23 protein-coding genes are annotated in these 24,204 nt (G+C 60.8%); 12 read left to right on the plus strand and 11 right to left on the minus strand.

Annotation, left to right across the window (positions count from 1 at the left end; translation table 11 throughout):
* Position 1 precedes the first annotated feature (1 nt).
* The 7 genes from FVE66_RS04270 (at position 2) to FVE66_RS04300 (ending at position 6,812) form a co-directional block, all read left to right on the plus strand.
* Complete coding sequence (locus tag FVE66_RS04270) at positions 2-1,201, plus strand: TRAP transporter substrate-binding protein (RefSeq protein ID WP_151446120.1); 1,200 nt, start codon at positions 2-4, stop codon at positions 1,199-1,201.
* Between the two features lie 135 nt (positions 1,202-1,336).
* On the plus strand, positions 1,337-1,882 hold the full coding sequence (locus FVE66_RS04275; RefSeq protein ID WP_241672996.1) for a TRAP transporter small permease: 546 nt from the start codon (positions 1,337-1,339) through the stop codon (positions 1,880-1,882).
* A 25-nt stretch (positions 1,883-1,907) separates the two neighbouring features.
* On the plus strand, positions 1,908-3,191 hold the full coding sequence (locus FVE66_RS04280; protein ID WP_151446121.1) for a TRAP transporter large permease: 1,284 nt from the start codon (positions 1,908-1,910) through the stop codon (positions 3,189-3,191).
* 33 nt (positions 3,192-3,224) lie between these two features.
* A complete protein-coding gene (locus tag FVE66_RS04285; protein ID WP_151446122.1) occupies positions 3,225-4,100 on the plus strand; it encodes an acetaldehyde dehydrogenase (acetylating) in 876 nt (291 codons plus the stop codon).
* 11 nt (positions 4,101-4,111) lie between these two features.
* Complete coding sequence (gene dmpG / locus FVE66_RS04290) at positions 4,112-5,125, plus strand: 4-hydroxy-2-oxovalerate aldolase (RefSeq protein WP_151446123.1); 1,014 nt, start codon at positions 4,112-4,114, stop codon at positions 5,123-5,125.
* Between the two features lie 84 nt (positions 5,126-5,209).
* The gene (locus tag FVE66_RS04295) at positions 5,210-5,560 is read left to right on the plus strand and encodes a Rieske (2Fe-2S) protein (protein WP_151446124.1); all 351 of its coding nucleotides are present in this window, start codon (positions 5,210-5,212) and stop codon (positions 5,558-5,560) included.
* A 7-nt stretch (positions 5,561-5,567) separates the two neighbouring features.
* Complete coding sequence (locus tag FVE66_RS04300) at positions 5,568-6,812, plus strand: MFS transporter (RefSeq protein ID WP_151446125.1); 1,245 nt, start codon at positions 5,568-5,570, stop codon at positions 6,810-6,812.
* A 37-nt stretch (positions 6,813-6,849) separates the two neighbouring features.
* On the opposite strand, the gene FVE66_RS04305 is transcribed toward FVE66_RS04300, so the two are convergent.
* The 4 genes from FVE66_RS04305 to FVE66_RS04315 all read right to left on the minus strand — a co-directional run bounded on the left by FVE66_RS04305 (position 6,850) and on the right by FVE66_RS04315 (position 11,100).
* Positions 6,850-7,935, minus strand: coding sequence for an aromatic ring-hydroxylating dioxygenase subunit alpha (locus FVE66_RS04305; protein WP_151446126.1), 1,086 nt, complete (start codon positions 7,933-7,935; stop codon positions 6,850-6,852).
* Between the two features lie 65 nt (positions 7,936-8,000).
* On the minus strand, positions 8,001-8,177 hold the full coding sequence (locus FVE66_RS20270) for a hypothetical protein (RefSeq protein ID WP_166454469.1): 177 nt from the start codon (positions 8,175-8,177) through the stop codon (positions 8,001-8,003).
* A complete protein-coding gene (locus FVE66_RS04310; protein ID WP_151446127.1) occupies positions 8,174-9,928 on the minus strand; it encodes an FAD-dependent oxidoreductase in 1,755 nt (584 codons plus the stop codon). The genes FVE66_RS20270 and FVE66_RS04310 overlap by 4 nt, the downstream gene beginning before the upstream one ends.
* Complete coding sequence (locus FVE66_RS04315; RefSeq protein WP_151446128.1) at positions 9,928-11,100, minus strand: ABC transporter substrate-binding protein; 1,173 nt, start codon at positions 11,098-11,100, stop codon at positions 9,928-9,930. Before FVE66_RS04315 ends, FVE66_RS04310 begins: the two co-directional genes overlap by 1 nt.
* Before the next feature lie 178 nt (positions 11,101-11,278).
* Here FVE66_RS04315 and FVE66_RS04320 point away from each other — a divergent pair, with 178 nt between their 5' ends.
* Entirely contained in the window at positions 11,279-12,052 is a 774-nt protein-coding gene (locus FVE66_RS04320; protein ID WP_151446129.1) for an IclR family transcriptional regulator, read from the plus strand.
* A gap of 203 nt (positions 12,053-12,255) precedes the next feature.
* Here the strand turns inward: FVE66_RS04320 and FVE66_RS04325 are convergent, their stop codons facing one another.
* A complete protein-coding gene (locus FVE66_RS04325; protein ID WP_241672997.1) occupies positions 12,256-13,233 on the minus strand; it encodes a Bug family tripartite tricarboxylate transporter substrate binding protein in 978 nt (325 codons plus the stop codon).
* Positions 13,234-13,598: 365 nt separating this feature from the next.
* Here FVE66_RS04325 and FVE66_RS04330 point away from each other — a divergent pair, with 365 nt between their 5' ends.
* Positions 13,599-14,588 carry a dihydrodipicolinate synthase family protein gene (locus FVE66_RS04330; protein WP_151446131.1) on the plus strand — a complete coding sequence of 330 codons (990 nt, stop codon included), beginning with the start codon at positions 13,599-13,601 and terminating at the stop codon, positions 14,586-14,588.
* Positions 14,589-14,730: 142 nt separating this feature from the next.
* Here the strand turns inward: FVE66_RS04330 and FVE66_RS04335 are convergent, their stop codons facing one another.
* The 5 genes from FVE66_RS04335 to FVE66_RS04355 all read right to left on the minus strand — a co-directional run bounded on the left by FVE66_RS04335 (position 14,731) and on the right by FVE66_RS04355 (position 19,623).
* Positions 14,731-15,333 (minus strand): 2-hydroxychromene-2-carboxylate isomerase, encoded by a 603-nt coding sequence (locus tag FVE66_RS04335; protein WP_151446132.1) that lies wholly within the window; start codon positions 15,331-15,333, stop codon positions 14,731-14,733.
* Positions 15,334-15,420: 87 nt separating this feature from the next.
* Positions 15,421-16,872, minus strand: a complete 1,452-nt coding sequence (locus tag FVE66_RS04340; protein WP_151446133.1) for an aldehyde dehydrogenase — start codon at positions 16,870-16,872, stop codon at positions 15,421-15,423.
* 174 nt (positions 16,873-17,046) lie between these two features.
* Positions 17,047-17,994 (minus strand): LysR family transcriptional regulator, encoded by a 948-nt coding sequence (locus FVE66_RS04345; RefSeq protein WP_161993182.1) that lies wholly within the window; start codon positions 17,992-17,994, stop codon positions 17,047-17,049.
* Between the two features lie 193 nt (positions 17,995-18,187).
* Positions 18,188-18,397 (minus strand): hypothetical protein, encoded by a 210-nt coding sequence (locus FVE66_RS04350; protein ID WP_151446135.1) that lies wholly within the window; start codon positions 18,395-18,397, stop codon positions 18,188-18,190.
* Between the two features lie 260 nt (positions 18,398-18,657).
* Entirely contained in the window at positions 18,658-19,623 is a 966-nt protein-coding gene (locus tag FVE66_RS04355; RefSeq protein WP_151446136.1) for a LysR family transcriptional regulator, read from the minus strand.
* A 149-nt stretch (positions 19,624-19,772) separates the two neighbouring features.
* Between FVE66_RS04355 and FVE66_RS04360 the strand changes: the two genes are divergently transcribed.
* Genes FVE66_RS04360 through FVE66_RS04370 form a run of 3 tightly spaced genes read left to right on the plus strand, consistent with a single transcriptional unit; the run spans position 19,773 to position 22,963 of the window.
* Positions 19,773-20,564, plus strand: coding sequence for a hydroxypyruvate isomerase family protein (locus FVE66_RS04360; protein WP_151446137.1), 792 nt, complete (start codon positions 19,773-19,775; stop codon positions 20,562-20,564).
* A gap of 51 nt (positions 20,565-20,615) precedes the next feature.
* A complete protein-coding gene (locus FVE66_RS04365) occupies positions 20,616-21,938 on the plus strand; it encodes a Rieske 2Fe-2S domain-containing protein (protein ID WP_151446138.1) in 1,323 nt (440 codons plus the stop codon).
* A 29-nt stretch (positions 21,939-21,967) separates the two neighbouring features.
* Positions 21,968-22,963 carry a Bug family tripartite tricarboxylate transporter substrate binding protein gene (locus tag FVE66_RS04370; protein WP_151446139.1) on the plus strand — a complete coding sequence of 332 codons (996 nt, stop codon included), beginning with the start codon at positions 21,968-21,970 and terminating at the stop codon, positions 22,961-22,963.
* Between the two features lie 333 nt (positions 22,964-23,296).
* Here the strand turns inward: FVE66_RS04370 and FVE66_RS04375 are convergent, their stop codons facing one another.
* Positions 23,297-24,175 (minus strand): fumarylacetoacetate hydrolase family protein, encoded by an 879-nt coding sequence (locus FVE66_RS04375; RefSeq protein WP_151446140.1) that lies wholly within the window; start codon positions 24,173-24,175, stop codon positions 23,297-23,299.
* Between the last annotated feature and the right edge of the window lie 29 nt (positions 24,176-24,204).

Here is a 24,204-nt window from a genome sequence, read left to right on the forward strand (position 1 = left end):
AATGAATCATCAGCAGCCTATATCACGCAGGGAATTCCTGTCGGTGGCCCGGAAATACGGTCTGAAGGCGGCGTTGTTTGCAACTGCCACAGGCGCAACGGGAGGGCTGTTGCCCTCGCTGGGTGAATATGCCATACGCGATGCCCATGCCCAGTCAAAAGCGAAGTACAAGCTGCGTTTCGGCGCGAGCGTCATATCACCGACAAACGAGGCGCATCTGCGCACTGGCATCTACGAATTCGTAAAACGGGTGGAAGAAAAAAGCGACGGTGAAGTCGCGATCCAGCTGATCGATAAATCGCAGTCCTGTGCTGAAACAACTTGCGGCGAGCGGGTAATCAACAATGTGATCCATATGGGATCTTCTTCCCCGCAGAACCTGGGATCGGTAATGCCGTACTCGATAGCACTCGACTGGCCTTTCCTCTGGCGCGACCGTACCGGCTATCACAATTTCCTGTTCAGCAAGGAATCCAATCGACTCTATCGAGATGTGATGCGCAAGGCCTACGGCATTGTGCCGCTGTTCGGCAGCGGTGAGATGCGCGACATCCTGATGGGCTTGAAATATGCGGACAAGCCGGCGATCGTGTCCCCCGCAGGCCTGCAGGGCGCAAAGATCCGTATCACCAACAGCGAGATGATTGCGAATTTCACGCAGAGCATGAAGATGAGCCCGATTCCCCTGGCGTTCACCGAATTGCTTGAGGGGCTGAAATCGGGCGTGGTCGACGCTACTGAAACCTGGCCGGGGGCGGCTACGGGCTTTGGCATGCAGAGCGTGCTGTCGCAGGCGATCGGCGTCGGATTCTCGCCCGGGTTTGAATTGGTATTCATCTCGGCAAAGACGTTCGATGCCTTCCCGGACAAGATCAAGCTCGTGTTCATGGATGCAGCCTTCGAGACCATGCAATCTGCCTATCGTGGGGTGGAGCAGGCACAGAACGCGCAGGTCGGGAACGGACCGAACCCAGCGGCTACCTCCGCGTACAGCAAGAGTGCGATCAAGCACAACCGTCTGACCGAGGCGCAGCGCGCCGAGTTCAAGGGGGTCGGAGGGGTGGAAGCCAACCTCCAGCTGTACTCGGCAAGCCGGAAGAAGCTGGACCAAATCGCCGGCACTGACGTGTACGGCGCGATGAAGGAGTTCGAGGCGAAAGTATCGGGCAAACCCCTTCAGCCCGCCAAGTGGTGGATCTAGTCCCGGTTTGAAGGGCCGGCAATGCCGGCCCTCATTGCAACGCGCTGAGGAGACACTGCTTTGGAAGCTATTCGAAATACGGAAGGGCAGGGACAGGAAAAAGCGTCGGAGACCCTGCGCGGCCCGGAGATGCCAGTGTCAACAAGCGATGGAAAACGTACCTGGACCGAACGTTTCGACGCATCGCTCTCGCATGTTGAAAACAACGTCATCCTGGCAAGTTACGTCACGTTGATCATCCTGATCGGCGTGGAAACCATACGCCGGGCAGTGACCAGGGAGCAGGCCGTGTGGGGGCCGGAGGTAGCCTTGCATGCCTTTGTGTGGCTGTCCTGGTTTTCGATGGCAAAGCATGGACGCTACGGCACCCATCTCGCTTTTTCGGAACTGCGGCGCCGTTTGAGTGAGAAGGCGCAGCGGATACTCGAAGCAATCGACTGCGGAATCTGGCTGGGGATCGGGACCATTATCATCTTCAGTTCCTACGGCATCGTCCGCAATAACATCGCCATGAACCAGACGGTGTTCGGTACCCCTATCCCGCTCGCCTTCGCAACGCTCGCCGTCCCGGTTGGTTGGGGCTTCTCGATGTTGCGCATCTGCCAGCGGCTCTGGCTGGTTTTTTATGGGTGGGATCGTCTCAAGGAAGAAGCAAAGAACGCTCCGGGCAGCATCCTGTAACTACCCCAGTCGAAAGGAGGCGCCCGTGGCGTTAACTGTCATTTCCGTCCTGACCGTGCTGATGTTCGTCTTTGGAACCCCGATCGTCCTGTTGATGGCGTTCTGGGTTGCGGCAACCTCGTATTGGGTAATTGACTTTCCGCTGGCGAACATGGGCGTATCGTCACTCGACGCGCTCAAGAGTTTTGCCTTTCTTGCGGTGCCGCTCTTCATCAGCACCGGCGATTTCCTGACCGCAGGTGGATTGTCGCAGCGCCTGATCGGCTTGTCCAAGAGCATGGTTGCCTTTCTTCCCGGGCGCACAGCCGCGACGTCGGTCCTGGCCAGCGGGCTGTTTTCAGCAGTAAGCGGGTCCAACGCAGCGACGGCCGCCACTATCGGGCAGCTGATGGGGCCGGAGATGAAGGCGTCGGGGGTTAAACCCGGGCTGGCGGGCGCCATCGTTGCGGCAGGTGGCACATTGGGGGTGGTGATACCGCCCAGCACGATCTTCATTATTTACGGGGTGACCATGGGAGTTTCTCCCGTGGACCTGAATCTCGGGGGCATGCTCCCGGGAATCCTGATGATGATTATCTTGATCGGATTCTGCTCATACCTGACCCGGGGCGCAGAACCCGCGGACCGGTTTCATCCGGCGACACTGCTCAAGAATGTTGCGATCGAAACCAAGGGTGCTTTCCTCGGGCTGGTGGCGGTTGCCTTGCTGTTTTTTGGTCTCTATCTCGGATGGTTCAGTTCGACCGAGGCTGCGGGGGTGGCCACCGTCTACTGCATGATTGTAGGCCTGTATGTGACGCGGCAGGTTCAGTGGCGCAATGTGCCGAAGATCCTCCAGGCGAGCGCGGCGATCACGGGAATCATCGCACCGATGGTCGCGTTCTCGCTTCAGTTCCAGCAAATCCTTTCGGTCATGGATGTGCCCAGCATGATTCAGGCCTTTCTCGTCGAAATGGGAAAGGTGCATGGGCCCAGCTACACGATCGCGGCGATGCTGGGATTGATATTGATCATTGGCTGCATTACAGAGTCGGTGGCAGTGGTTCTGATACTGGCGCCGATCCTTGGGCCGGTCGCCGTGGCGCTCAACATCCATCCTGTTCATTGGGGCGTGATTTTTGTGGTCGGGACTTCAATCGGGTTCATTACCCCGCCCTATGGGCTCAATCTCTTCGTCACATCAGCGGTCATGGGCGTTCCCTATGGGGAGCTTGTAAGGAACATTTCCATATTCGTCGTCTGTCTCCTGTTGGCATGGGCGCTGATCGTGTTAGTGCCCTGGCTGACATTGGCACTTGTGTCCGCTTGATATTGTTTACCGTTTAAAGACAGGAGATATTCCATGGCAATCGAATCACCCCGCATTCCGGTCGCAATTCTTGGTTCCGGCAATATCGGTGCAGACCTGATGTACAAGATACGACGCAATCCTCTGTTTGACCTGCGCCTCGTCGCGGGAATCGATCCTGCGTCGGAAGGATTGGCACGGGCGCGGGAGATGGGTTTTCGCACATCTGATCGCGGCGTGGATGCCATTCTGGAAGAGCGCGACGTACGAATCGTGTTTGAAGCAACCTCGGCAAAGGCACACATCACGAACGCACCCCGTTACGAGGCGGCGGGCATGATCGCCATCGATTTGACGCCAGCCAAAGTAGGGCCAAGCGTGGTGCCCTGCGTCAATATGAGCGATCACATGGTGATCCCGAACGTCAATCTTATTTCCTGCGCAGCGCAGGCCACGATTCCAGTCGTGTATGGCGTGAACAAGGTGGCGAAGGTGACCTACGCGGAAATCGTCGCGACCGTGTCCAGCGAGAGCGCCGGGCCCGGCACTCGCCAGAACATTGAGGAGTTCACCCATACGACGAGCCGCGCGCTGGAGGAACTGGGCGGCGCAGGGCGGGGGAAGGCGCTGGTTGTGCTGAACCCGGCCGATCCGCCGCTCCTGATGCGCAACACGGTATACACCGTGGTGGAGGGCGACGTCGACGAGGAGCTGGTGAGGAAATCGGTGCTCGAAATGGTAAAGCAAGTGCAGCATTACGTTCCCGGCTACCGCCTGACAGTCGAGCCGTTTTTCCGCGGCGACCATTTCATGACGTGCATCGAGGTGGAAGGCGCCGGAGACTATCTGCCGCCATACGCCGGCAACCTGGACATCATCACTGCGGCTGCAGTGGCAGTCGCAGAACGCTACGCACGCAGCCTCAACTAGGAGCCGATGACATGGCAAAGATCACTTTCGTAGACGTCACCCTGCGCGACGGGAATCACACCTATCGTCACCAGTTCACTCCCGAAATTGTCGCCCGTTCAGCCGCGGCCCTCGATGCGGCCGGGGTCGACATTATCGAAGTCGGGCACGGCGACGGGCTTGGTGGCAGCAGCGTGCATGTGGGAAGGGCGCCGGCAACCGACCAGCAACTGCTTGAGGCCGCCTGCGGCGCGGTTAAACGCGCGAAGGTCGCTGTGCTCCTGGTTCCTGGATTCGGGACCTTCGGTGATCTCGAAATGGCGGCGCGCACTGGCGTAACGGTCGCCCGCATCGCTACGCACTGTACCGAGGCCGATGTCACGGAGCAGCACATCCGTCGTGCGAAGGACCTGGGAATGATGGCCGTCGGCTACCTTATTTCCGCTGGCATGGCATCGCCCGAGCGTCTTGCTGAAGAGGCCCGCAAGATGGAGTCGTACGGCGCTGACTACGTAAACCTGGCCGAGTCACAGGGGCATCTGGTGCCGACCGAAGTTGCTGCACGTGTTCGTGCCGTGCGAAATGCCATCAAGATACCGATTGGCTTTCATCCGCATAACAATCTTGGCCTCGCAATCGGAAATATCCTGACCGCGATCGACGAGGGCGCCTCGTTCATTGACGGCAGCCTGAAGGGATTTGGCGGCGGCGCCGGCAATGCACAGACAGAAGTCGCGATAGCAGCCCTGAAGCGGGCCGGCCATGAGGTCAACGCCGATCTGTTCGGGATCATGGATGCAGCCGATGTCTTTGCACGCGCGGTGGCACCCCAGTCCATGCCCATCATCGACAATGATTCGATCCTGATGGGTTATGCCAATGTCTACGGCGGCTACATCCTGCCGGTAAAACATGCGTCTGAGCGCTACGGCTGTGATGCGAGGGCGTTGGTATTGGCGCTGGGCGCAAGAAAGGTCGTTGCGGCACAGGAGGATGTCGTGATCGAAGAGGCGCAGCGCCTTGCCGCCATTCGCACGGCGGCCTGACTTACAGGCGTGAATTGACCACCACGTTAGCAGCGCTCGTAATGGCTGTTTTGGCTGTAGCGGGGCGCAACAAGGAAACTGTGAATGAAGCACGAAAATGAAGCTGATCCGGAGTGGTGTGTGGCATGCGACGCCAAAGACCTGGAGGGAGAAGAGCTCCTGGAGTGCACGGTCGATGGCGTATCCGTCCTGCTTGTGCAGTCCGAGGAAAAGATCTTCGCCTGCGAGGCGATATGTCCGCACATGGATGAGCCGCTCGCGCATGGATTCTGCGAGGGAAAGATGCTGACCTGCTCAATGCACCTGTGGCAGTGGGACCTGGAAACCGGCAGCCCGGTGGGTATTGCGTCGGAGCGACTGTTGGTGGTGCCGGTGCGAGTCGAGCAGGGAAAAATATTCGTGAAGATGAAGGATCTCAGGGCCAAGGCCGGGTGAGGAGCTCATGCCGATAGTCACCGGTACTGCTGCAGCTGCCTCGTCGGGTGCCAGCGCCGGAGCTGATGATTCGATCGAATCTGCTTACAGCTGGCGCGTGGCCGGATTGACCTTGCTGGTTACGTCCCTGAGCTTTGGGGCAGTGACCGCAGTGCCGATCCTTCTGAATCCGATGGCCCGCGACTGGCAAGTCAGCAACGGCACCCTGGCGCTGGTCCACATGTCGACGATGTTTGGCGCCGCCCTTGGCAGCCTGGTGCTAGGCCGCTTGCTTGACCGGCGGGGGTTTTTCCATATCGCGCTCGCCGGCGGCATTGCCACGATGCTCGGATTGATTCTCGCTTCGACCGCGACCAGCCTGTTGACACTCCATATTGCGTTCGGATTGCTTGTCGGCGGCATAGGGCAGGGAGCATTTTTCAGCCCGATCGCTGCTGTCCTGAGCCAATGGTTTGACAGGAATCGTGCGCTGGCAATTGCGATTTCTGTCAGTGGGCAGAGTATTGGCGGCTTGTTCCTGCCACCGCTGCTGCGCTGGGGGGGGAGCGTGGTGGGTTGGCGCACCACGCTGCTGATCTACGGTATCGCATGCGGCGTGATCCTGGTTGCCTGCGCATTTGTCTTCCGCCGGATGCCGCCTGCGGGAGCCGGGCTGTCAGGCCCCCTGATGCAGCAGGCCGCTTCCTTGACCCGCCCCCGGCATCAGTTCCTGTCCCTCGCGATCTGCATCACGGCGATCAATTTTTCCAGCTTCATGGTGATAGGCCACTTGACGGCCTATGGGGAGGAGCGGGGCTTCATGCCGCTTGCGTCGGCCTTCCTGGTGTCGGCCATGCTCGGGGTTGCGCTTGTCTCGCGCCTGGCGGTGGGGCCATTGTCCACGCGCTTGGGCAAATACAATGTACTGCTTGGCGTGTCTGCCCTTCAATTGCTAGGCGTTGCTTGCCTGGTCTGGACCAAGGTTTATGTTGCCGTCATGTTGAGTGCCGTGCTCGTTGGTCTCGGATTCGGCGGCTATGTGCCGCTATATGCCGTTCTTGTGCGCGAGATGTTCCACGCCAGCGAGGCGGGGCGGCGCATATCAGAGATCTATTTCTTTGCGTTCATCGCAGCCGGACTGGGAAGCTCGCTCGGCGGTTGGTTGCGTGATCAAGGCGGACATTACGGGCTGACCTTTCAAACGGCGACCTGCTTGTCCGCGTTCGGGATGTTGATACTTGTTTCCCGGAAAAAGTCGCTAGCGGCTGTGTGAGCCGCCGCCAGGCTCCCTTTCATCCGCCGGTAAATGTTCACATGCCCATATGGTGCCCCGGCGCAGCAGAAAACACTACTGGTTGCCCGAGACCTTCCTGGCGCTCCTTGTCGATCTGCTTTGCGATCAAGGCACGAAACTGCGCCAGTGCCGAATCCAGGCCACATGGCACCGGCTCGAATCCCGGCTCGAGGTTGTTGGCCTGCGCGGTGATGATGACCCGGTCCTCTTCAAAGGCGGTGAGGATGCTCTTGAAAAGGCCTTCGCTGACCTCCGGCTTGTCCTTGTCGAAATTCCTCGGCTGGGCAAAGAAGTAGTGCGTGGAGTTCTCGGTCTCGGGGGTGAGCACCTGGCAATGGCGGAACTCGATCGCGTCCTTGCGCTGTCCTTTTTCGGCGCCGCTGCCGGCCGGTGCAAAGCCGGAGTCCATGATCAGCACGCCAGGCAACAGGAAATCATAGTTGTTCCAGCGGTCGACGTTGCCGGTCATGCCCTTGGCTTCCAGAAGCTTGGCGACGAAGGGGGCGGGCGGACGGTCCATGAACCAGCGGGTGATGCGCAGGCCGCGGTCGAGCCGTTCGATTTGCGAGCGCAACTGGGCGTACTCCTCGGAGCCGCCCAGCGTGGTCGGATGCACATAGGACAGGTGCGAAAAATCCAGCAGGTTGTCGTTGATCAGCTGGTAGTTGACGTCGTAGTGCAGGTAGCCCGGCGGCGTGCAGGCCCAGTCCGGGTCGTCCAGCCAATGGGTGTCGGGAATCAGTGCCGGGTCGGCCCGCTCCGGGTCGCCCATCCAGATCCAGATCCAGCGATGGCTTTGCACGACCGGATATTTGCGCACGCCGGCCTTGGGCGGTATGCGGTCCTGTCCCGGTATCTCGATGCAGGCGCCCGAGGCGTCGTACAGGAAGCCGTGGTACATGCAGCGCACGCTGTCGCCCTCCTTGCGGCCGCAGGACAGCGGTGCGCCGCGATGGCAGCAGCGGTCGTCGAAGCCATGCACGTCGCCATTCGCGTCCCGCCACAGCAGGATGCGTTTGCCGCAGATGGTCCGCGAGAACAGGTTGTCCGCGCCGACTTCGTGATCCCAGCCGGCAACGTACCAGCAATTCTGAATGAACATGGTCCCCTCCTTGAGCGTCCTTGCGCTCTATTGCTCTATTGTTGTCCGGCTTCTATGTCTTTCATTTACTCGTCGCCGACGGCCTTGGTGATCATGGCAGCGATCTTGTCGGGGTCGTCGATTTCCAGCATTGCCAGCAGCGCAAAACGTCCGAGCGCCGTCAGCGCATCTTTTTCGCCGATCTTGCTCAGCGCATGGCAAAGGTCCGTATAGGCCCGGTCGAGGTCGAGATCGGTCATCATGCAGCCCCCGAATTTTTCGTGGCCCCTTGCAGGGCATCTGTCACCGCATTGCGCAGCATGCCGGCCGTGGGCGCGCGCCAGCGCGCCAGCACATGACCGTCGGGCCGCACCAGGTAGACCGCGCCGGCAAGGGCATCATACAGTTCATGGGCGCGGCCGAGCGGGTCGAGCAGCGCTGCACCGGCATGGTCTGCCACTGTGCCATGCAGTACCGGCAACAGCGAAATTGCGATGCCATCCTGATTGATTTCTTCGACGGCGCTGGCGAGTGCTTGCGCTGCTTGCGCCTGTTGCTGCGATCCTGCCTTGCCGTGGAAGTGAAGCACCAGGAACTGGCCTGGTTTCACCAGGTCGGTCATCCAGGCCTGGACCGTAGCCTGGGCCTGGCCGGATTGGGCATGCAGCACCGGCACGCTGGCGAGTACGGCGCCAGCCGCAGGTCCGCGATGGAAGCTTGCGTCTTCGCCAGATGCCGCATTCAGCGGCGACGCCGTGTAGCTGATGGCGCTGGTCTGGCGTGGATTGATCAGCGAGCTGACGGCAGGCGTGCTGACTGCCAGGCTCAAAACCGCCTGCCGCATCGTGCGGAAAGCGAAGGTCGGTGGCGCCATGAATTCCGTGCTCTTCATGCCGCTCTTCAGGTTTTCATGGGTAGCGAAAACCCGTTCTTGCGAATACGAATCGAGCAGCGAATCATGGGCGCCGCCCTGGATCACCAGCGCCAGCTTCCATGCCAGGTTGTCGACGTCGTCGATGGCAGAGTTGGCGCCACGCACACCGAAGATGGGCACCAGGTGGGCGGCATCGCCGGCAAAGAACACGCGTCCATGCCGGTACGATTCGAGCGTCAGCGCATTCGCCTTGTAGAGCGATATCCAGAGCGGCGACCAAGCGCCGGTTTCGCCCATCATTGTCAGGTGGGCCTGTATCCGTGGCAGCACGTTTTCCGGCTTGACCGCTTCCTCGCCATCTTCATCGTCGCCCAGCTGGTAATCGATGCGCCAGATTCCATCCGGCTGCTTGTGCATCAGGATTGTCGACCCCGGATTGGATGGCGGGTCGAACCAGGCCAGGCGTTCGGTCGGCAGCGCCGTATCCAGTTCGATGTCGGCAATCACATAACGACCTTCGTAGGCGGTGCCCTGCAAATGCAGGCCGAGCGACTCGCGCATCGTGCTGCGTCCGCCGTCGCAGGCGATCACATGGTCGGCGACGATGCTGTAGCGCTCGCCTGATCCGGTCGCCTCGATATCGAGCGTGACATGGCCGTCTGCAGCAAGCGAGCTTTTCACCCGGCTGCCCCAGCGGATGTCGACCAGTCCCCGGCTGCGCCCGGCCGCCTGGACCAGGTACTCCTCGACATAGTATTGCTGCAGGTTGACCATCGGCGGCAGCTTCTGGTTGTCATCGTGCGGCATGCGGAAGTGCAGCACTTCCTGGTCGCGATAGAACGACCGGCCGCCTTCCCATGGCAGGCCCTTCGCCAGTACCGGCTCGAGTATGCCGATGCGATCGAAGATTTCCAGCGTGCGCCGGGAAAAGCAGATGGCGCGGCTGCCGTAGCAAACCGTTTCATCGGCCTCGATCACGACGCTGGGTACGCCCAGCCGTGCCAGTTCCAGCGCCGCTGTCAGTCCGGTGATGCCGCCACCCACGATCGCGACCCGATGCTGCTCGCTGGCAGCATCGGTGGGGCGCCTTGCTTGGCGGCGGGTGAATTCGAACAGGTATGGCTTGAACCCGACTGACATTACTGCTTGCCCTTTTGATCGGTTTCCGGAACATAGCGCCACTTGCCGCCATCGATCCTGACCATGACCTGGCTACGCTTGTCGGCGCCATTGTGATCGGTGGCCGACATCGAATACACGCCGTGCGTCAGCACCATGTCACGGCTTTTTTCGATGGCGTCGCGCACCGCCAGGCGGAATTCAGGGGAGCCGGGTTTGGCCTGCTTCACTGCCGTTGGCACGGCCTTGGCCATGATCAGCCAGGCATCCCATGCCAGCGCGCCGAACAGCGAGCGCGAGCCCGGCCCGTTCTGGCCTTCATATTTTTTCAGATAGTCCAGGGCGACCGGCTTGATCGGGTTGCTGTCGGGCAGTTGCTCGGCCACCAGCAGCGGAGAAACCGGCAGCATCGCGCCCTCCACGGATTTGCCACCAAGGCGCAGGAAGTCGTTGTTGGCCACCGCCTGGGTCTGGAAGATCGTTCCGTTGAATCCGCGCTGCTTGATTTCGATGTGCGGCATGGCGGCTGGCGTCCCGGCTGCGGCGATCAGCACTGCATCCGGTTTTGCCGACAGCAGCTTGAGCGTCTGCGACACGAAGCTGGTGTCGGTAGCACCATAGCGTTGCACATCGACGATCTTGATGCCATGCGCGGGCGCCAGTTTCTGGGCAACGTCGAGGAAGGTCTGGGCGTAGGCATTATTGATGCCGACGAAGCCCAGGGTCTTCTCCTTGTTCCTCTTCATTTGTTCGAACACGACTGCCAGTGCAATCTCTTCGGCTGGCGGCATCTTGAACACCCAGCGCCGCGGTCCTTCTTGCGGCGACACCAGGGAACCGCCGCCGCCCAGGCTGATCATTGGAGTCTGGGTTTCGCCCGCCACCTGCAGCGCTGCCAGCGAAGTCGGCGTGACCGACGGGCCGACCAGGATGTCGATCTTGTTTTCCTGGACCAGGCGCCGCGCCGCCACGGTGGCGGCCGTCGAGTCGGATGCATCGTCGATGATGGTGACGTTCAGCTTGTGACCGGCCAGTTCCTTCGGCCACAGCGCCACGGTGTTCCTGGCTGGAATGCCCAGTGAAGCAGCCGGACCCGTGAGGGAGAGCACAACGCCGATGTTGATGTCGGCCAGGGCGGACTGCGAGACGAGTACGACGGCGAATCCGGCGAGGGCCTTATGTACAGCTTTCATTGATGTGTCTCCTCAAGATGTTTGTTATTTGCATGAATTCTTGTTATTTGCGAAAACAGACTAAACTTGAGTGAAAATAAAGTCAAATTTATTCATTAACAATACCTTGGCATTCCTTTTGTTTAAGCACGCAATGCGATAATCGTTGCACACGCACAATCCCTTTTTTCCAGAACACATGTCGAAGTCTCCATCGGTGATCAGCCGCGTCACAGCCATCCTCGGTCTCTTCGGGGAGGGCAAGCCATTGATCTCGATCGACGAGATTTCAATGACGCTCGGCGTCAGCACGGCGACTGCCTACCGCTATGCCAGCGACCTGATGCACGCCGGCATGTTGTCGCGCACCTCCGGCCGCTACCGGCTGGGGCCCAAGATCATCGAGCTGGAATACCTGATCCGCGCCTATGACCCCATCATCCGGGCGGGGGAGGATCTGATGAACACGCTGGCGGAGTCGACCGGATGCAACGCGCTGCTGTGCAACGTGTATGACGAAACCATCGTCAACGTGTTTCATGCCACCGGCAAGAAGCCGATCCCGGTCATCTACACCAAGGGCTTGCCAATGCCACTGTTTCGCGGCTCGCAGGCGCATGTGGTGCTGGCCCACATGGACCGCCGCAAACTCAAGCGTCTGTATGACTCGTCGATCGGCGATCCGGCCTTGCGCCCGGACATCGACCGGATCGGCGCGGACTGGACTTCGTTCTCCAGGGCGCTGCGGCAGATTCGCAGCCGGGGCTATTACATCTCGCGCGCTGAACTTGACCAGGGCGTGACTGGCATTGCAGCGCCGGTGATCGGGGAAGACCAGGAAATCCTGGGTAGCCTGGTGCTGATCCACCATGCTTCGGCGCCGCCGTGGATGAGTGAGGAAACGCTGGTGGAACTGACCATCCAGAACGCGAACGAGATCAGCAAGCGGATAGAGTTGCTGGCGGCGGGTTGAGGCGAACTGGTTGCGGCAAGCAAATAAAAAAGGGGAACCAGAAGCGGTTCCTCTTTTTTCATGGTGCAACCGGCAGGGCGGACGCTTCCATATTGTCCAGAGAACCGCCGTATGCGGAGCCGCACCTGAGGTGGGGTGAGTGGGCGACGGGGGGGTAACTCTGCTCCCTGCCCGAGTCCGGCAAGGGTTGCCAGGCCATTGGTTCAGGAATCGGCGCTGAACCCAATCTGATCGACGATGCCGCGCCACCGCTGCATGTCGGTGCGCAGGCGGGCGGCGAGTTCTTCCGGCGAACTCCATGCCGTTTCCATCCCCATCGTCCCATAGGCATTGACCAGGTCCGGATTGGCAGCGGCCGCCTTCATCGCAGCGCTGGCCTGGGCGATCAATTGCGGCGAGGTACCGGCTGGCGCAAAGATGCCGAACCACTCGGTCATCTCGCTCAGCGCAAAACCGTGTTCCTTGAAGGTGGGCACGTTCGGCAGGAATGCAGAGCGTTTCGAACCAGTCACTGCCAGAACGCGGATCTGCCCGCCTTTCAAATGTGGCAGGAATTCCCCAAGCGGGCCCGACACGGCGGGAAGATGTCCGCCGATCAGATCGAGGATGGCTGGTTGGGTTCCGCGATAGCCGGCGTGAACCATCTTTACGCCGCCCATGCGCGCAAGCAACTCGCCCAGGAAATGCGGCCCTGAGCCGGACGCCCCGGAGCCAAAATTCGCCTTGCTCGGGTTGGCTTTGAGCCAAGCCAGGTAATCGGTGATTGTCTTTACGGAAGAGGGGACTGCCGGCCCCACTGCGAATCCCAGGTCCGAGGTGGAAATGATCCCGACCGGAGCAAAGTCCTTGATCGGGTCATAGCCAAGGTTGCGGTAGGTATTGGGATAGATCGCCATCATCGAAGCAGGGGTGAGCAGCAGGGTTGCTCCGTTCGGTGCGCTGCCCTTGACATGCTGGGGCGCGAGACGGGCTGCGGCGCCGGTCTTGTTCTCGACAATCAATGTCTTTGCATAGCGTCCGCGCATCGCCTCCGCCAGCCGGCGGGCAGCAATGTCGGTTGCGCCGCCAGGAGACAGGCCCACCACGATCGTGGCCATGTCCAGTGCATCCGCACGCGCGGCGGTCGGCAGGATGCCGGCGCCAATGGCGCCCATGCAGGCCAGGAGCTGGCGGCGAGTCATTCTGATATTTTCCATATATTGTCTCCCAACTGTATTAAAAAAAAACCGGACGGCAGATGCATCCCGGTGCGAGCCGTTCCGCCAAGGTGCGGATTTGTTACGGTCAAATTTACTCGCGTTGAGGCGCCACCGGAAATCCGCATTTCAGATTCATGGTATTGATCGCGCCGATAATCCATAACGTTCCAGGGCATTGCAAAAGCTTCCGGAAGGTTCGGCATCGCGCAGGCTCCAAGGCTGTTCGTCGCAGCTATCGGATGAGCCGATAGATGCCATTCAAACTCTCGGTTGTTCTGTCCCTGCCGGGGTCGTCTACATTGTGCCAAGGAAGCTTCAACTCACTGAAACAATGAAAGGCAGAATTCATGCGTGCTACAGCGAAAGACCGATTGACCGCAGACGACATCAACGGCGCGTGGGTGATCATGCCCACACCGGCGACGGATGATGCGTCCGACTGGAGGGCGACCGACACCGTCGATCTCGACGAGACAGCCCGGGTGGTGGAGGCGCTGATTGCGTCAGGCGTGAATGGCATCCTTAGCTTGGGTACGTTCGGCGAAGCCGCGACCCTGACTTGGGAAGAAAAGCGCGACTACATCGCGACTGTGGTCGAAACAGTTCGCGGCCGGGTGCCTTACTTCTGCGGCACCACAGCCCTGAATACGCGCGAAGTGGTGCGCCAGACCAGGGCGGCACTTGATATCGGAGCGGACGGAACCATGCTGGGCGTGCCGATGTGGTGCAAGATGGAAGTGCCGACCGCGGTCCAGTTCTACAAGGACGTGGCTGAGGCTTGCCCTCAGGCTGCGATTGCGGTCTATGCCAATCCGGAAGCATTCAAGTTTGATTTCCCGCGGCCGTTTTGGGCTCAGGTGTCGCAGATTCCGCAGGTGGTGACGGCGAAATACCTGGGGATCGGCATGCTGGACCTGGACCTCACGCTCGCGAAAAACCTGCGCTTCCTGCCGCACGAGGACGACTATTACGCTGCGGCCCGCATCGACCCCGAACGCATGACGGCTTTCTGGTCCAGCGGCGCCATGTGCGGACCAGCCACCGCCATCGCCTTGCGGGACGCTGTGCTGCAGGCAAAGACAGATGGCGACTGGGTGCGTGCCAAGGAAATATCGGATGCCATGCGCCGCGCCGACGCGACCTTGTTCCCCAAGGGCGATTTCTCGGAGTTCTCCAAGTACAACATCGGGCTGGAAAAGGAACGGATGAACACGGCCGGCTGGCTGAAGGCAGGTCCCTGCCGTCCGCCTTACCATGTCATTCCAGCGGAATACCTGGAAGGCGCGCGCAAATCGGGCCGGGCCTGGGCCGAGCTGCATCAACGGTATTCGAAGTAAGAAGAGGGCGGCAAGCAGCTTGCCGCCTGTAGCTCCCTCCCCTGAAAGCTGGCCATTACCCACATGGTGATCCCGCTTGAAAAAAGGGGGGAGGGCATTCCTGGCATGCACCGCTCGGTGAAAAAAATGCCACTGCGCCCGCTCAGTTCTTGCCGCTGGCGACGTACTCCTCGACAAAATCCAGCCGGTCGTTACCCCACCACATCAACTCGCCAATCATCATGGTCGGGACCCCGAACACCTTGCGGGCGATCGCGTCGTCCGTGGATGACTGGTATGCGGCTGCAGCTGCATCTGACTGGACAAAACCAAGGAACTCGCGCACATCCCATCCCATCTCCTGGGCCAGGCCGGCATGTAATTCCGGGCTGTCAGGAGTGCCGCCCTGGCCCCAACTCAGGTTGTAAGCCACCTGCACATACCGACGCTGCACTGCGTCGTCGGAACAGAACAACAATCCGGTGTTCAAAATCCGCGTGTTGAAGTTCTGCACGAACTTCAGCGGCACATCATATCGACGCGCCCAGCGTTGCAGGTCTTCGTTGATGTAACCCAGCTTGACCGGCATGTCCCGGTTTCCCGGGCCGATGTTGCCGATGGCCTTCTTTGCCTGCATGAGATCGATGGGATGATAGGCAATCCTGAAGCCATGCCGCGCCGACATACGGCACAGCCGGACGTGGCCGAGGTAGGCAAACGGGCTCAAGAAATCAAAATAGAAGTCGACTTTTTCGATCCTTTCCATCACCCCATCTCTTTGGTTGTCTGCTTTTTTACTGTTGGCTGTTGCAGGCTGCCGCAGTCCATATCCGGACCCGGCATCCCGGACCGGTCAGAACGGATATTGTTGTACGGCTGGCTCAACAGTAATCCATTTCAGTTCAGTGAACTCATCGATCACGGCACGTCCGTCGAAACGACCATATCCGCTGTCCTTGGTGCCGCCGTATGGAGCCTGGGCTTCATTTTGCACCGTGGCGCCATTTACATGGCAGCTGCCGGCCTCGATGCGCATCGCCACCGCAAGGGCGCGGGTGACGTCACGTCCGAAGACGGCCGACGACAAGCCATAGTTGGTGTCGTTGGCGATGCGGATCGCATCTTCGCAATCCCGGGCACGTACGACCGTGGTCACCGGGCCGAAAGTCTCTTCGTCGTAAATCCGCATGCCCGGCATGACGTGATCGACAATAGTCGCCGGCATCATGGCGCCGTCGGCATGTCCTCCCGCCGCCAGCTTCGCGCCCTTCGACACGGCGTCATCGATCATTGAATTCAGGCGCTTGCCGGATTCTCGCGCGACCATCGGGCCGACCACGCACGCAACACCCTTGGCCGGATCGCCGGCCGGAAGTTCCCGCGCGCGGGCGGCAAACTTGGCGACGAACTCATCGGCGATCTTGTCGTCAACCACGATCCGTTCCGTCGACATGCAGATCTGTCCCTGGTACAGGAATGCGCCGAAGGTCGCGGCCTTGACCGCTTCGTCGATATCGGCATCGTCGAGCACCACCAGAGGAGATTTTCCGCCCAACTCCAGCAGGCAACGTTTCAGATGGCGGCCGGCCTTTTCGGCAACGATGCGTCCGACCCGGGTCGATCCGGTGAAATTTATGCGCCGCACTGCTTTGTGGGCGATCAGGGCGTCGATGACCTCGGGGGCGTCTGATGGCGAATTGGTGAGGACGTTCAGGACGCCGGCGGGAAGGCCGGCCTCGGCCAGTGCCTGCGCGATCAGCATATGCGTCTTCGGACTGGTCTCCGAAGCACGGAACACGACGGTGTTGCCACAAATGATCGGATACGCGATTGCACGGGCAGCGAGGATGACTGGACCATTCCACGGCGCGATGCTGAGTATGACGCCGACCGGCTGACGTACGGTCATTGACAGCGTTCCCGGCTTGTCGGTCGGGATCGTCTCGCCCTGGATCTGCGTCACCAGCGAGGCCGCTTCGCGGAACAGGTTGGCCGCCAGCATGACGTTGAAGCCGGCCCACAGGCCGGAGGCACCGATTTCAAGTGCCATGACTTCGATGAACTCGGGGGTTTTCGATTCGAGGATGTCGGCTGCTTTCAGCAGGATCTGGCGGCGTTGCGTTGGGCCGGTCAGGGACCACTGCCTGAACGCCTGCTGTGCCGATTCCACTGCCGCGATTGCGTCGCCCACGGTCGCGGCAGCGGCCAGGGTAACCAGCTCATTGCTCACCGGGTGCCGGCGTTCAAACGTTGCACCGCCAGTTGCTGCGCGCTCCTGGTTGTCAATGATCAGTTGTGTTTTCACCGTCTTCTCTCCTCTGGTTGGTTTTTCCGGGTTCCGGGTCTGGCCGATGTTAGGCCAGGGACCGGTTGTGGAAAAACCGAGAGTTCGGATGGCAGTCATCGGGTCCGCCAATGGCTGGCGACAGCTGAAATGCGGTGCTTGCGGATGCAGCGCCTGGAGATTCCAGTGGCGGGCCTACTGCAGGCTGGAGGCGACCAGGCGCACCATTTGTCTCAGCCACAGCTGGTCCGCATCCTTGCCGCGGCTGCTGGCCCAGATCATCGCCAGGTCGAGCGGCGGGAACTCGATCGGGGGTGTGAAAATGCTGATAGGCAGAAATCGGGAGTAAGAGGTTGCAAGCGAGCGCGGGACCAGGGCAACAAGGTCCGTATCCACCACCATCTGCGGGAGCAAGGTGAAATAGGGCACCAGGAACTGGCTGCGCTGGCGCACGCCCAAGCGCGTCAGCGCTTCCTGCTCGATGGTGTCCTGGCCGTCGGTCCGGCAGTACATCACATGCGGTCGAGCCAGGTATTCATCGAAAGACAGGTCCCTGCCGCTGGACTCGTGGCTGGCCGACTGGATCGCCACAAGTTCGTCCCTGACCAGCACCTCATGGTCGAATTCCGGATCGTCCGAGCTGATGCCGCAGGCGTGCCAGTTGGCAGTACGGTTGGGGCAGATGATCAGGTCCAGGCCGCCGCTGCGCATCTCCTTGGCCGAGGTGCCGGGAGTGGGCAGCAGGGTCAGGCTGACGCCGGGCGCTTCGAACTGGAGCGTCTTGCTGAGCTTGATCGTGACCAGCGCCGAGACATAGTCGGCGGTGGCAATCCGGAAATGGTTTTCCGCGGTCTCGGGTGTGAAGCCGTCCGGGTGGAACAAGCGGGCGGCCAGGTCCATCAAGCGTTCCACCTCCGGTACCAGCTTCATCGCCTTCTGGGTCAGCACCATGCCGCGCCCGTGCGCAACCAGCAGTTCGTCGTCGAACAATTCACGCAGTTGCTTGAGCGAACCGCTGACTGTCGACTGGGTCAGGTGCAGTCGGCCGGCCGCGCGCGTCACATTCGTGCAGCGCAGCAGTTCTGCCAGTATCGGCAGAAGGTTCATGTTGATCTTGCGCAGCGCCTTGGTGGTGTCAGTCATGTGGCCGGAACGGGATCTGCGGTCAAGCGGCGGATGCCGCAAGACAATGCAGGGGCAAGTATAAAACCCCGGGCCGCCAGGCCGCTGAAAAATTACTGCGCATGCCGATCTCGGGACCGGACGGGTAGATATCCTGCTGAACATCGGTCCAGCCGAACAAGCGGTAACGGTGCGGCGCCGGCCGGCTGTGGGGTCACGAACCGCAGTCGGCCTTCCTGCCTTTGATCATGACCCAGCTTCCCTTCTCGCCGTCGATCAACCGGACGGTGCCGAACAAGACGCGTTTGTCCTCCCGGCCGAGCGCGGTCTCGTAGATGCCGCGAGCGCTATCCTGATCGGCGGAGTAGATGATGTAATCGCCCAGTACCCAGCGATTGAACGTTCCTGGTACTTCTTTTTGCATTTGCTATCTTCCACAAGCGGGACGACATGGCAGGGCGGTCTAGCGGCACACTCTACTCCTTTGGCCGGGCGGTAGTCGCTTACTTTGGACATTTGATGAAAGAACGATGCCGATCATTAACCAAAAGCAAAAATAGGGTGCAAAGAGCGCGCTCCGCCTTGATTTCAGGCAAGGGAATTTCTTCCTTTTCTTTCATGCACTTATCGATTGCGGCTTGGGGTTGTCCACAGTTCTATCCACCGGTCCTGTGGATACATTGATTACATGCCGGCGCGGCGGACTGTTGTGACAGCAGTCGGCTGTGCCGGCATGCGTGAATGCATCTGCGTGCGGATGAAGTCGCGGAAGCTTTTCGCCGCAGGCGACAATTCGACCCCCTTCAGGTGGAACAGCGACAGGTGCCGGTACACGACCGGCCCCGCAAGCGGGCGCGCGACCAGGCCGAACGGTGGCAGCAGGGGTAGTGCGGATTCCGGCTGCACCGTGATCCCGTGCCCCCACTGCACCATGCCCAGTGCCGTGGTAATGAACGATACGTGGTGCGCGGGAGCGAGCAGCAGCTTGCTGGAGTGCTTGAACAAGTCGGCCTGCAAGCGGCTGGTGAAATCCTGGGTCAGTGAAACGATGGGCTCGGCCAGCACTTGCGTCCAGGTGACGCGCTTGAGGCCGGCCAGTGGGTGGTCCGGCCGGCAGATCAGGACCATCCTGTCCCGGAACAGGCTTTCCTGGAGCACTTCCGGCGGACTGGTGCGCTGCGGTGCAATACCCAGGTCAGCTTCGCCGCTGGCCACCCGGGCCACTGCCGGCTGGTTCAGGGAATCGAGCACATATACGGCAATCGCCGGAAATTGCTCCCGGTATTTCAGGATCAGCTCGGGCAGCAGCGTCGATGCATAGAGCGGCGTGCAGGCGACGCGCACCGTTCCCCGCTTCTTCTGTTCCAGGTCCTGCGTGGTCTCGACTGCGCGCGCCAGGTCCTCCAGCACCTTCTTTGCCAGCGGATAAAACTCGGTTCCCGCGCGTGACAGCACGGTGCTGCGGGTTGTGCGGTCGAATAACCTCACCTTCAGGATGTTCTCCATCTCCTTGATCAGCAGGCTCAGGGCCGATGGTGTCAGGTGCAGCCGGTGCGAAGCGGCGGCGAATCCGCCGCTGTCGGCAATGACGACGAATGCGCGCAATTGCCTGAGCGTGATGTTGGAAGCTGCGTTGGGCGGTAGATTCATAAGAAAAACTCGGCAATCGGTAAAACTATTTAATTTGTTTCAGCAGTGCAGCCACTTTACTATGGATTGGAAGGCAGGCCTGCCGCGCGCTGTCGCGTGAACCATGCCTGCACACGAACGCTTCCCTGCACACCCATATTGAAACGGACATGCCGATGCTGAAATTCGATCCAAACCTGCGCTGGCTCTTCACCGAGCTTCCCATGCCGGAACGCTACCAGGCAGCCGCGCGCGCCGGTTTCAAGGGGGTGGAAATCGCCTTCCCCTATGAAACGCCTGCCGCTGAACTGGGGCGTGTTCTGTCCGACCTGGACCTGAGCCTGGTGCAGGTGCTTGCGCCATTCGACTGGGACGGCGGTGAACGCGGCATGGCGGCATTGCCCGGCCGCCAGGCGGATTTCCGGCGCAGCATGGAGACCGCGATCGAGTACGGTGGCCGGGTTGGAAAGCCGATGATCCACGTCATGCCCGGCAACATCGGGCCCGAGCTGGACCGGAAGGCGTGCATGGACAACTTCCTGGAGAACATCGCCTGGGCGGCAGATACGGCCGCGGCTGCCGGAATGACGCTGATCCTCGAACCCTGCTGCGAGGCGCGTTTCCCCCAGTTTCTTTACCACCGGCTGTCCGAGGGCGCCGACGTGATCCGGGCAGTGGGGCGGGAAAACGTCAAGCTGTGCTTCGATACCTACCATGTGCAGATGGAAGAGGGCGGCATCACGGCCAGGCTCCAGGAATTCTTCCCTTACATCGGCCACATCCAGATCGGCAATGTGCCGGGCCGCCATGAGCCGGGCACAGGCGAGATCCACTTTCCTTATCTGTTCGAACAGATCGAGAAACTGGGATGGGACCGCTGGATCGGCTGCGAGTACACGCCTTCCGGCCACACCCTTGACACCCTCGGCTGGGGCCGGCCGTTCGGCATCAAGGGACGGTAACAGCAGGCCGGCAGCAGCCGGGTTTTCCAAACTTGCAGAAGGAGGTGGCTCATGCTGAGCGCCGCTGACAACGAAATGCTGACCAGGACCGGTCCGGGAACGCCGATGGGCGAATATTTCCGCCGGTTCTGGCAACCGATTGCGCTTGCGCGCGAATTACCCGACAACGACGGTGCGCCGATCCGGGTCAACATCATGGGCGAGCAACTGGTCGCTTTCCGCAACAGCCAGGGCGTGGTCGGGCTGGTCAATTCGAAATGCCCGCACCGGGGCGCGGACCTGTATTTTGGCCGCAACGAAGAATGCGGAATCCGCTGCGTGTTCCATGGCTGGAAGTTCGACGTCGAGGGCAGGCCGATGGAGCTGCCCAATGTGCCGCCAGGTACCCAGTATCACGAGACCATACGGCTGAAGGCCTACCCCACCCGCGAACACGGCGGGATCGTGTGGGGTTACCTCGGCCCGCGGCCGGACGAGACGCATCCTTTGCCCGAGGTGCCCCAGCTCGAATTCGCAGAGCTGCCCGCATCGCATCGCTACGTTACCAAGAAGCTCCAGGAATGCAATTGGGCACAGTCGATAGAAGGCGCGCTCGACACCTCGCATTTTTCCTTTCTTCACATGCCCGCGCCCGGCGTGCCTTCCAACGCCAATCCGGATGCGCCGGCCGATGAGAAGCGCCTCAGGTGGATAAGAAACGATCCATTGCCGCAGTTCTCGATCATGGAGCATGAAGTCGGATTCGTGGTCGGCGGCGCCAGGCGCGCGGATGGCGAAGAGCGTTACTGGCGCACCGCCCAGTTCGCATTGCCAGCTCACAGCACGACGCCATCCACGCTGCCGGGCGAGACCTATTTCGGCTACACGTGGGTGCCGATCGATGACCATAACTGCTGGATCTATACCTATGCGTGGAATCCGGATCGTCCCTTTACCGATGAGGAGCGGGCAACATTTGCGGCTGGCCACGGCGTGATTGCAGAAGTTGACCAGGACTTCATTCCAATCCGGAATCGGGGCAACGAGTACCTGCGCGACCGCGAAATGCAAAAGCATGTAAATTTCACGGGTGTGCGCGGCGTCGCCGAGCAGGATGCGCTGGTCCACGACAGCCAGGGCCGGATCGCGGATCGGACGCAGGAGCACCTTACGGCGTCCGATGCGGCCATCGTGCGCTTCCGGCGCCAGGTCATGAATGGCGCCAGGGCGCTGTTGTCGGGGGTCGAGCCGCAGGCGCCCTGGAAGCATGAAAGTTACCGGCTGCGTTCCGGCAGCTGGATCGCTTCCGAGGGCGTGCCTTTCGAGCAGGTCATGCAGGAACGTTTCGGGCACCCGTATGGCTGGGTGGGATCCGAAGAAGCCACACAAAAATAATCAGTCCAACGAGACACCAAGGAGACAAAATGAAGAATCTGAAAGTCTTGCATCAGTTTGCGTCGCAGGTAATGCTGTTGGCCGGTGCGCTATTGCTCACGGCAGTCACGCCGGCCAGTGCCCAGGTCTATCCCGACAAGCCAATCCGCATCATCGTGCCGTATGCCGCCGGCGGCTCGACCGACCTGACCGCGCGCCTGATTGCCAAATCCCTCAGCACCCGTTTCGGCCAGCCGGTGGTGGTGGAGAACCGGGCGGGGGCGGGTGGCTCAATCGGCCACGATGTGGCGGCAAAATCTCCCGCTGACGGCTACACGCTGCTGTTCAGCGCTGCCGGTCCTCTCGTTGTGACGCCCCATACCTATTCGAAGCTGAGCTACGACCCGGTGAAGGGATTCGATCCGGTCATGCTGGTGGCCACCCAGCCCTTGCTGCTGGTCGTGAATCCAAGCCTGAAGATCCAGACTGTCGACGACATCGTGCGCGAGGCAAAGGCCAGGCAGGGCAAGCTGAACTACGGTTCGTTCGGCAATGGCAGCGCAGCCCACCTCGCGGGTGAATCGTTCAAGACGCTGACCAAGGCGGAGATGACGCATGTGCCCTACAAGGGCAGCAGTCCGGCACTGGCAGCCTTGATGGCTGGCGATATCGACCTGATGTTCGATGTGTTCAGTACCGCTGCACCCCTGGTTCAGTCAGGAAGGCTGCGCCCGATCGCGATCACCTCGAAAGAACGTTCGCCCCTGTTTCCTGCAGTGCCGACCATGGCAGAGGCCGGCGTGGCGGGCTTTGATGCGGGAACCTGGTTCGGCGTGCTGGCGCCGTCCGGCACCAGCAAGCAGATCGTCGACCGCCTGAATCAAGCGCTGAATGCCACCCTGGGAGAGAAGGAACTGCGCAATACCCTGTTGTCCCAGGGTGCGATCGTGCGCGGTGGCACGCCAGCGGAGTTCGGCGAGTTCTTCACCACCGAGTTCAACAAGATGGGGCGACTGGTGAAGAGCGCGGGTGTGAAGGTGGATTGAGCGGGCTGTCGCTGCGCAATGTCACGGCTTGGGCGTGGTGCTTGGCTGCAAGCAGAAGAGGCAGCTAGCAGCGCTTCGCCGTGATTTTGGGCAGGGACATTTTTTCTTTTGTTTTCATACAGTTGAGCTTCGTCATCCAGGCTTGTCCACAGAGCTGTCCACCGGTCCTGTGGACAGGTGGACAGCTGGACAGTCGGGCAATTCGCCCCGCGGCTGGTGGGCTGGCCTCTGTGCTGCGTCAGCAGTTGCCCGAACTTTTCGGGCGACGCAGGGTGGCTGGACAGATATCGCCGGTAATGGCGGCATCCGTGAATGGCAAGGAAGTTGCGTTGCCTAGCCGAGGTTATGCATGATCAGCGCCGGGTCCCAGGCATGCACCGTCTGCTGCTGCTCGCCCAGGCCGGCGATGCCGAGCTTCATCGTATCGCCCGGCTTCAGGTAAACCGGGCTTGGCTTGCGGCCCATGCCTACACCGGGCGGCGTGCCGGTGGTGATCAGGTCGCCCGGATACAGCGTCATGTAGCGGCTGATGTAGCTGACCAGGTGCGCCACCCCGAAAATCATGGTGCGGGTGCTGCCGTTCTGGACCCGCTGCCCGTTCAGCTCCAGCCACATGTCGAGCGCCTGCGGATCGGGCACCTCATCCGTCGTCACCAGCCACGGACCGACCGGGCCGAAGGTGTCGCAGCACTTGCCCTTGTCCCATTGTCCGCCGACCCGCTCCAGCTGGTACTCGCGTTCGGACACGTCATTGATCACGCAGTAGCCGGCCACATGCTTGAGCGCATCGGCTTCCGTCACATAGCGCGCCGTCTGTCCGATGACGATGCCCAACTCGACTTCCCAGTCGCCTTTCACTGAACCCTGCGGCAGCACCACCGGGTCGTTGCAGCCGACGATGCAGCTGGCTGCCTTCATGAACAGCACCGGCTCGGGCGGGATCGGCAGGTTGGCTTCGGCGGCATGGTCGGCGTAGTTCAGGCCGACCGCGACGAATTTGCCAACGCCCTTGTAGGGCGGGGCGATCCGGCCCGGCTGCGTCACCACCGGCAGCTTGCTGACATCCAGTGCCGCCAGCTTTTGCAGCGAGGCCGGCGTCAGCGTGTCCGCCGTGATGTCGGGCAGCACGCCCGACAGGTCGCGCACCTGTCCACTTGCGTCGAGCAAGGCCGGTTTTTCCTGGCCCATGGCCCCATAGCGCATCAGTTTCATCGTCTCATTTCCTCTTTCTGGCCGTCAGG

This window comes from Lacisediminimonas profundi, assembly GCF_008831265.1.
In the GTDB taxonomy this organism is placed as follows: Bacteria; Pseudomonadota; Gammaproteobacteria; order Burkholderiales; family Burkholderiaceae_D; genus Lacisediminimonas; species Lacisediminimonas profundi.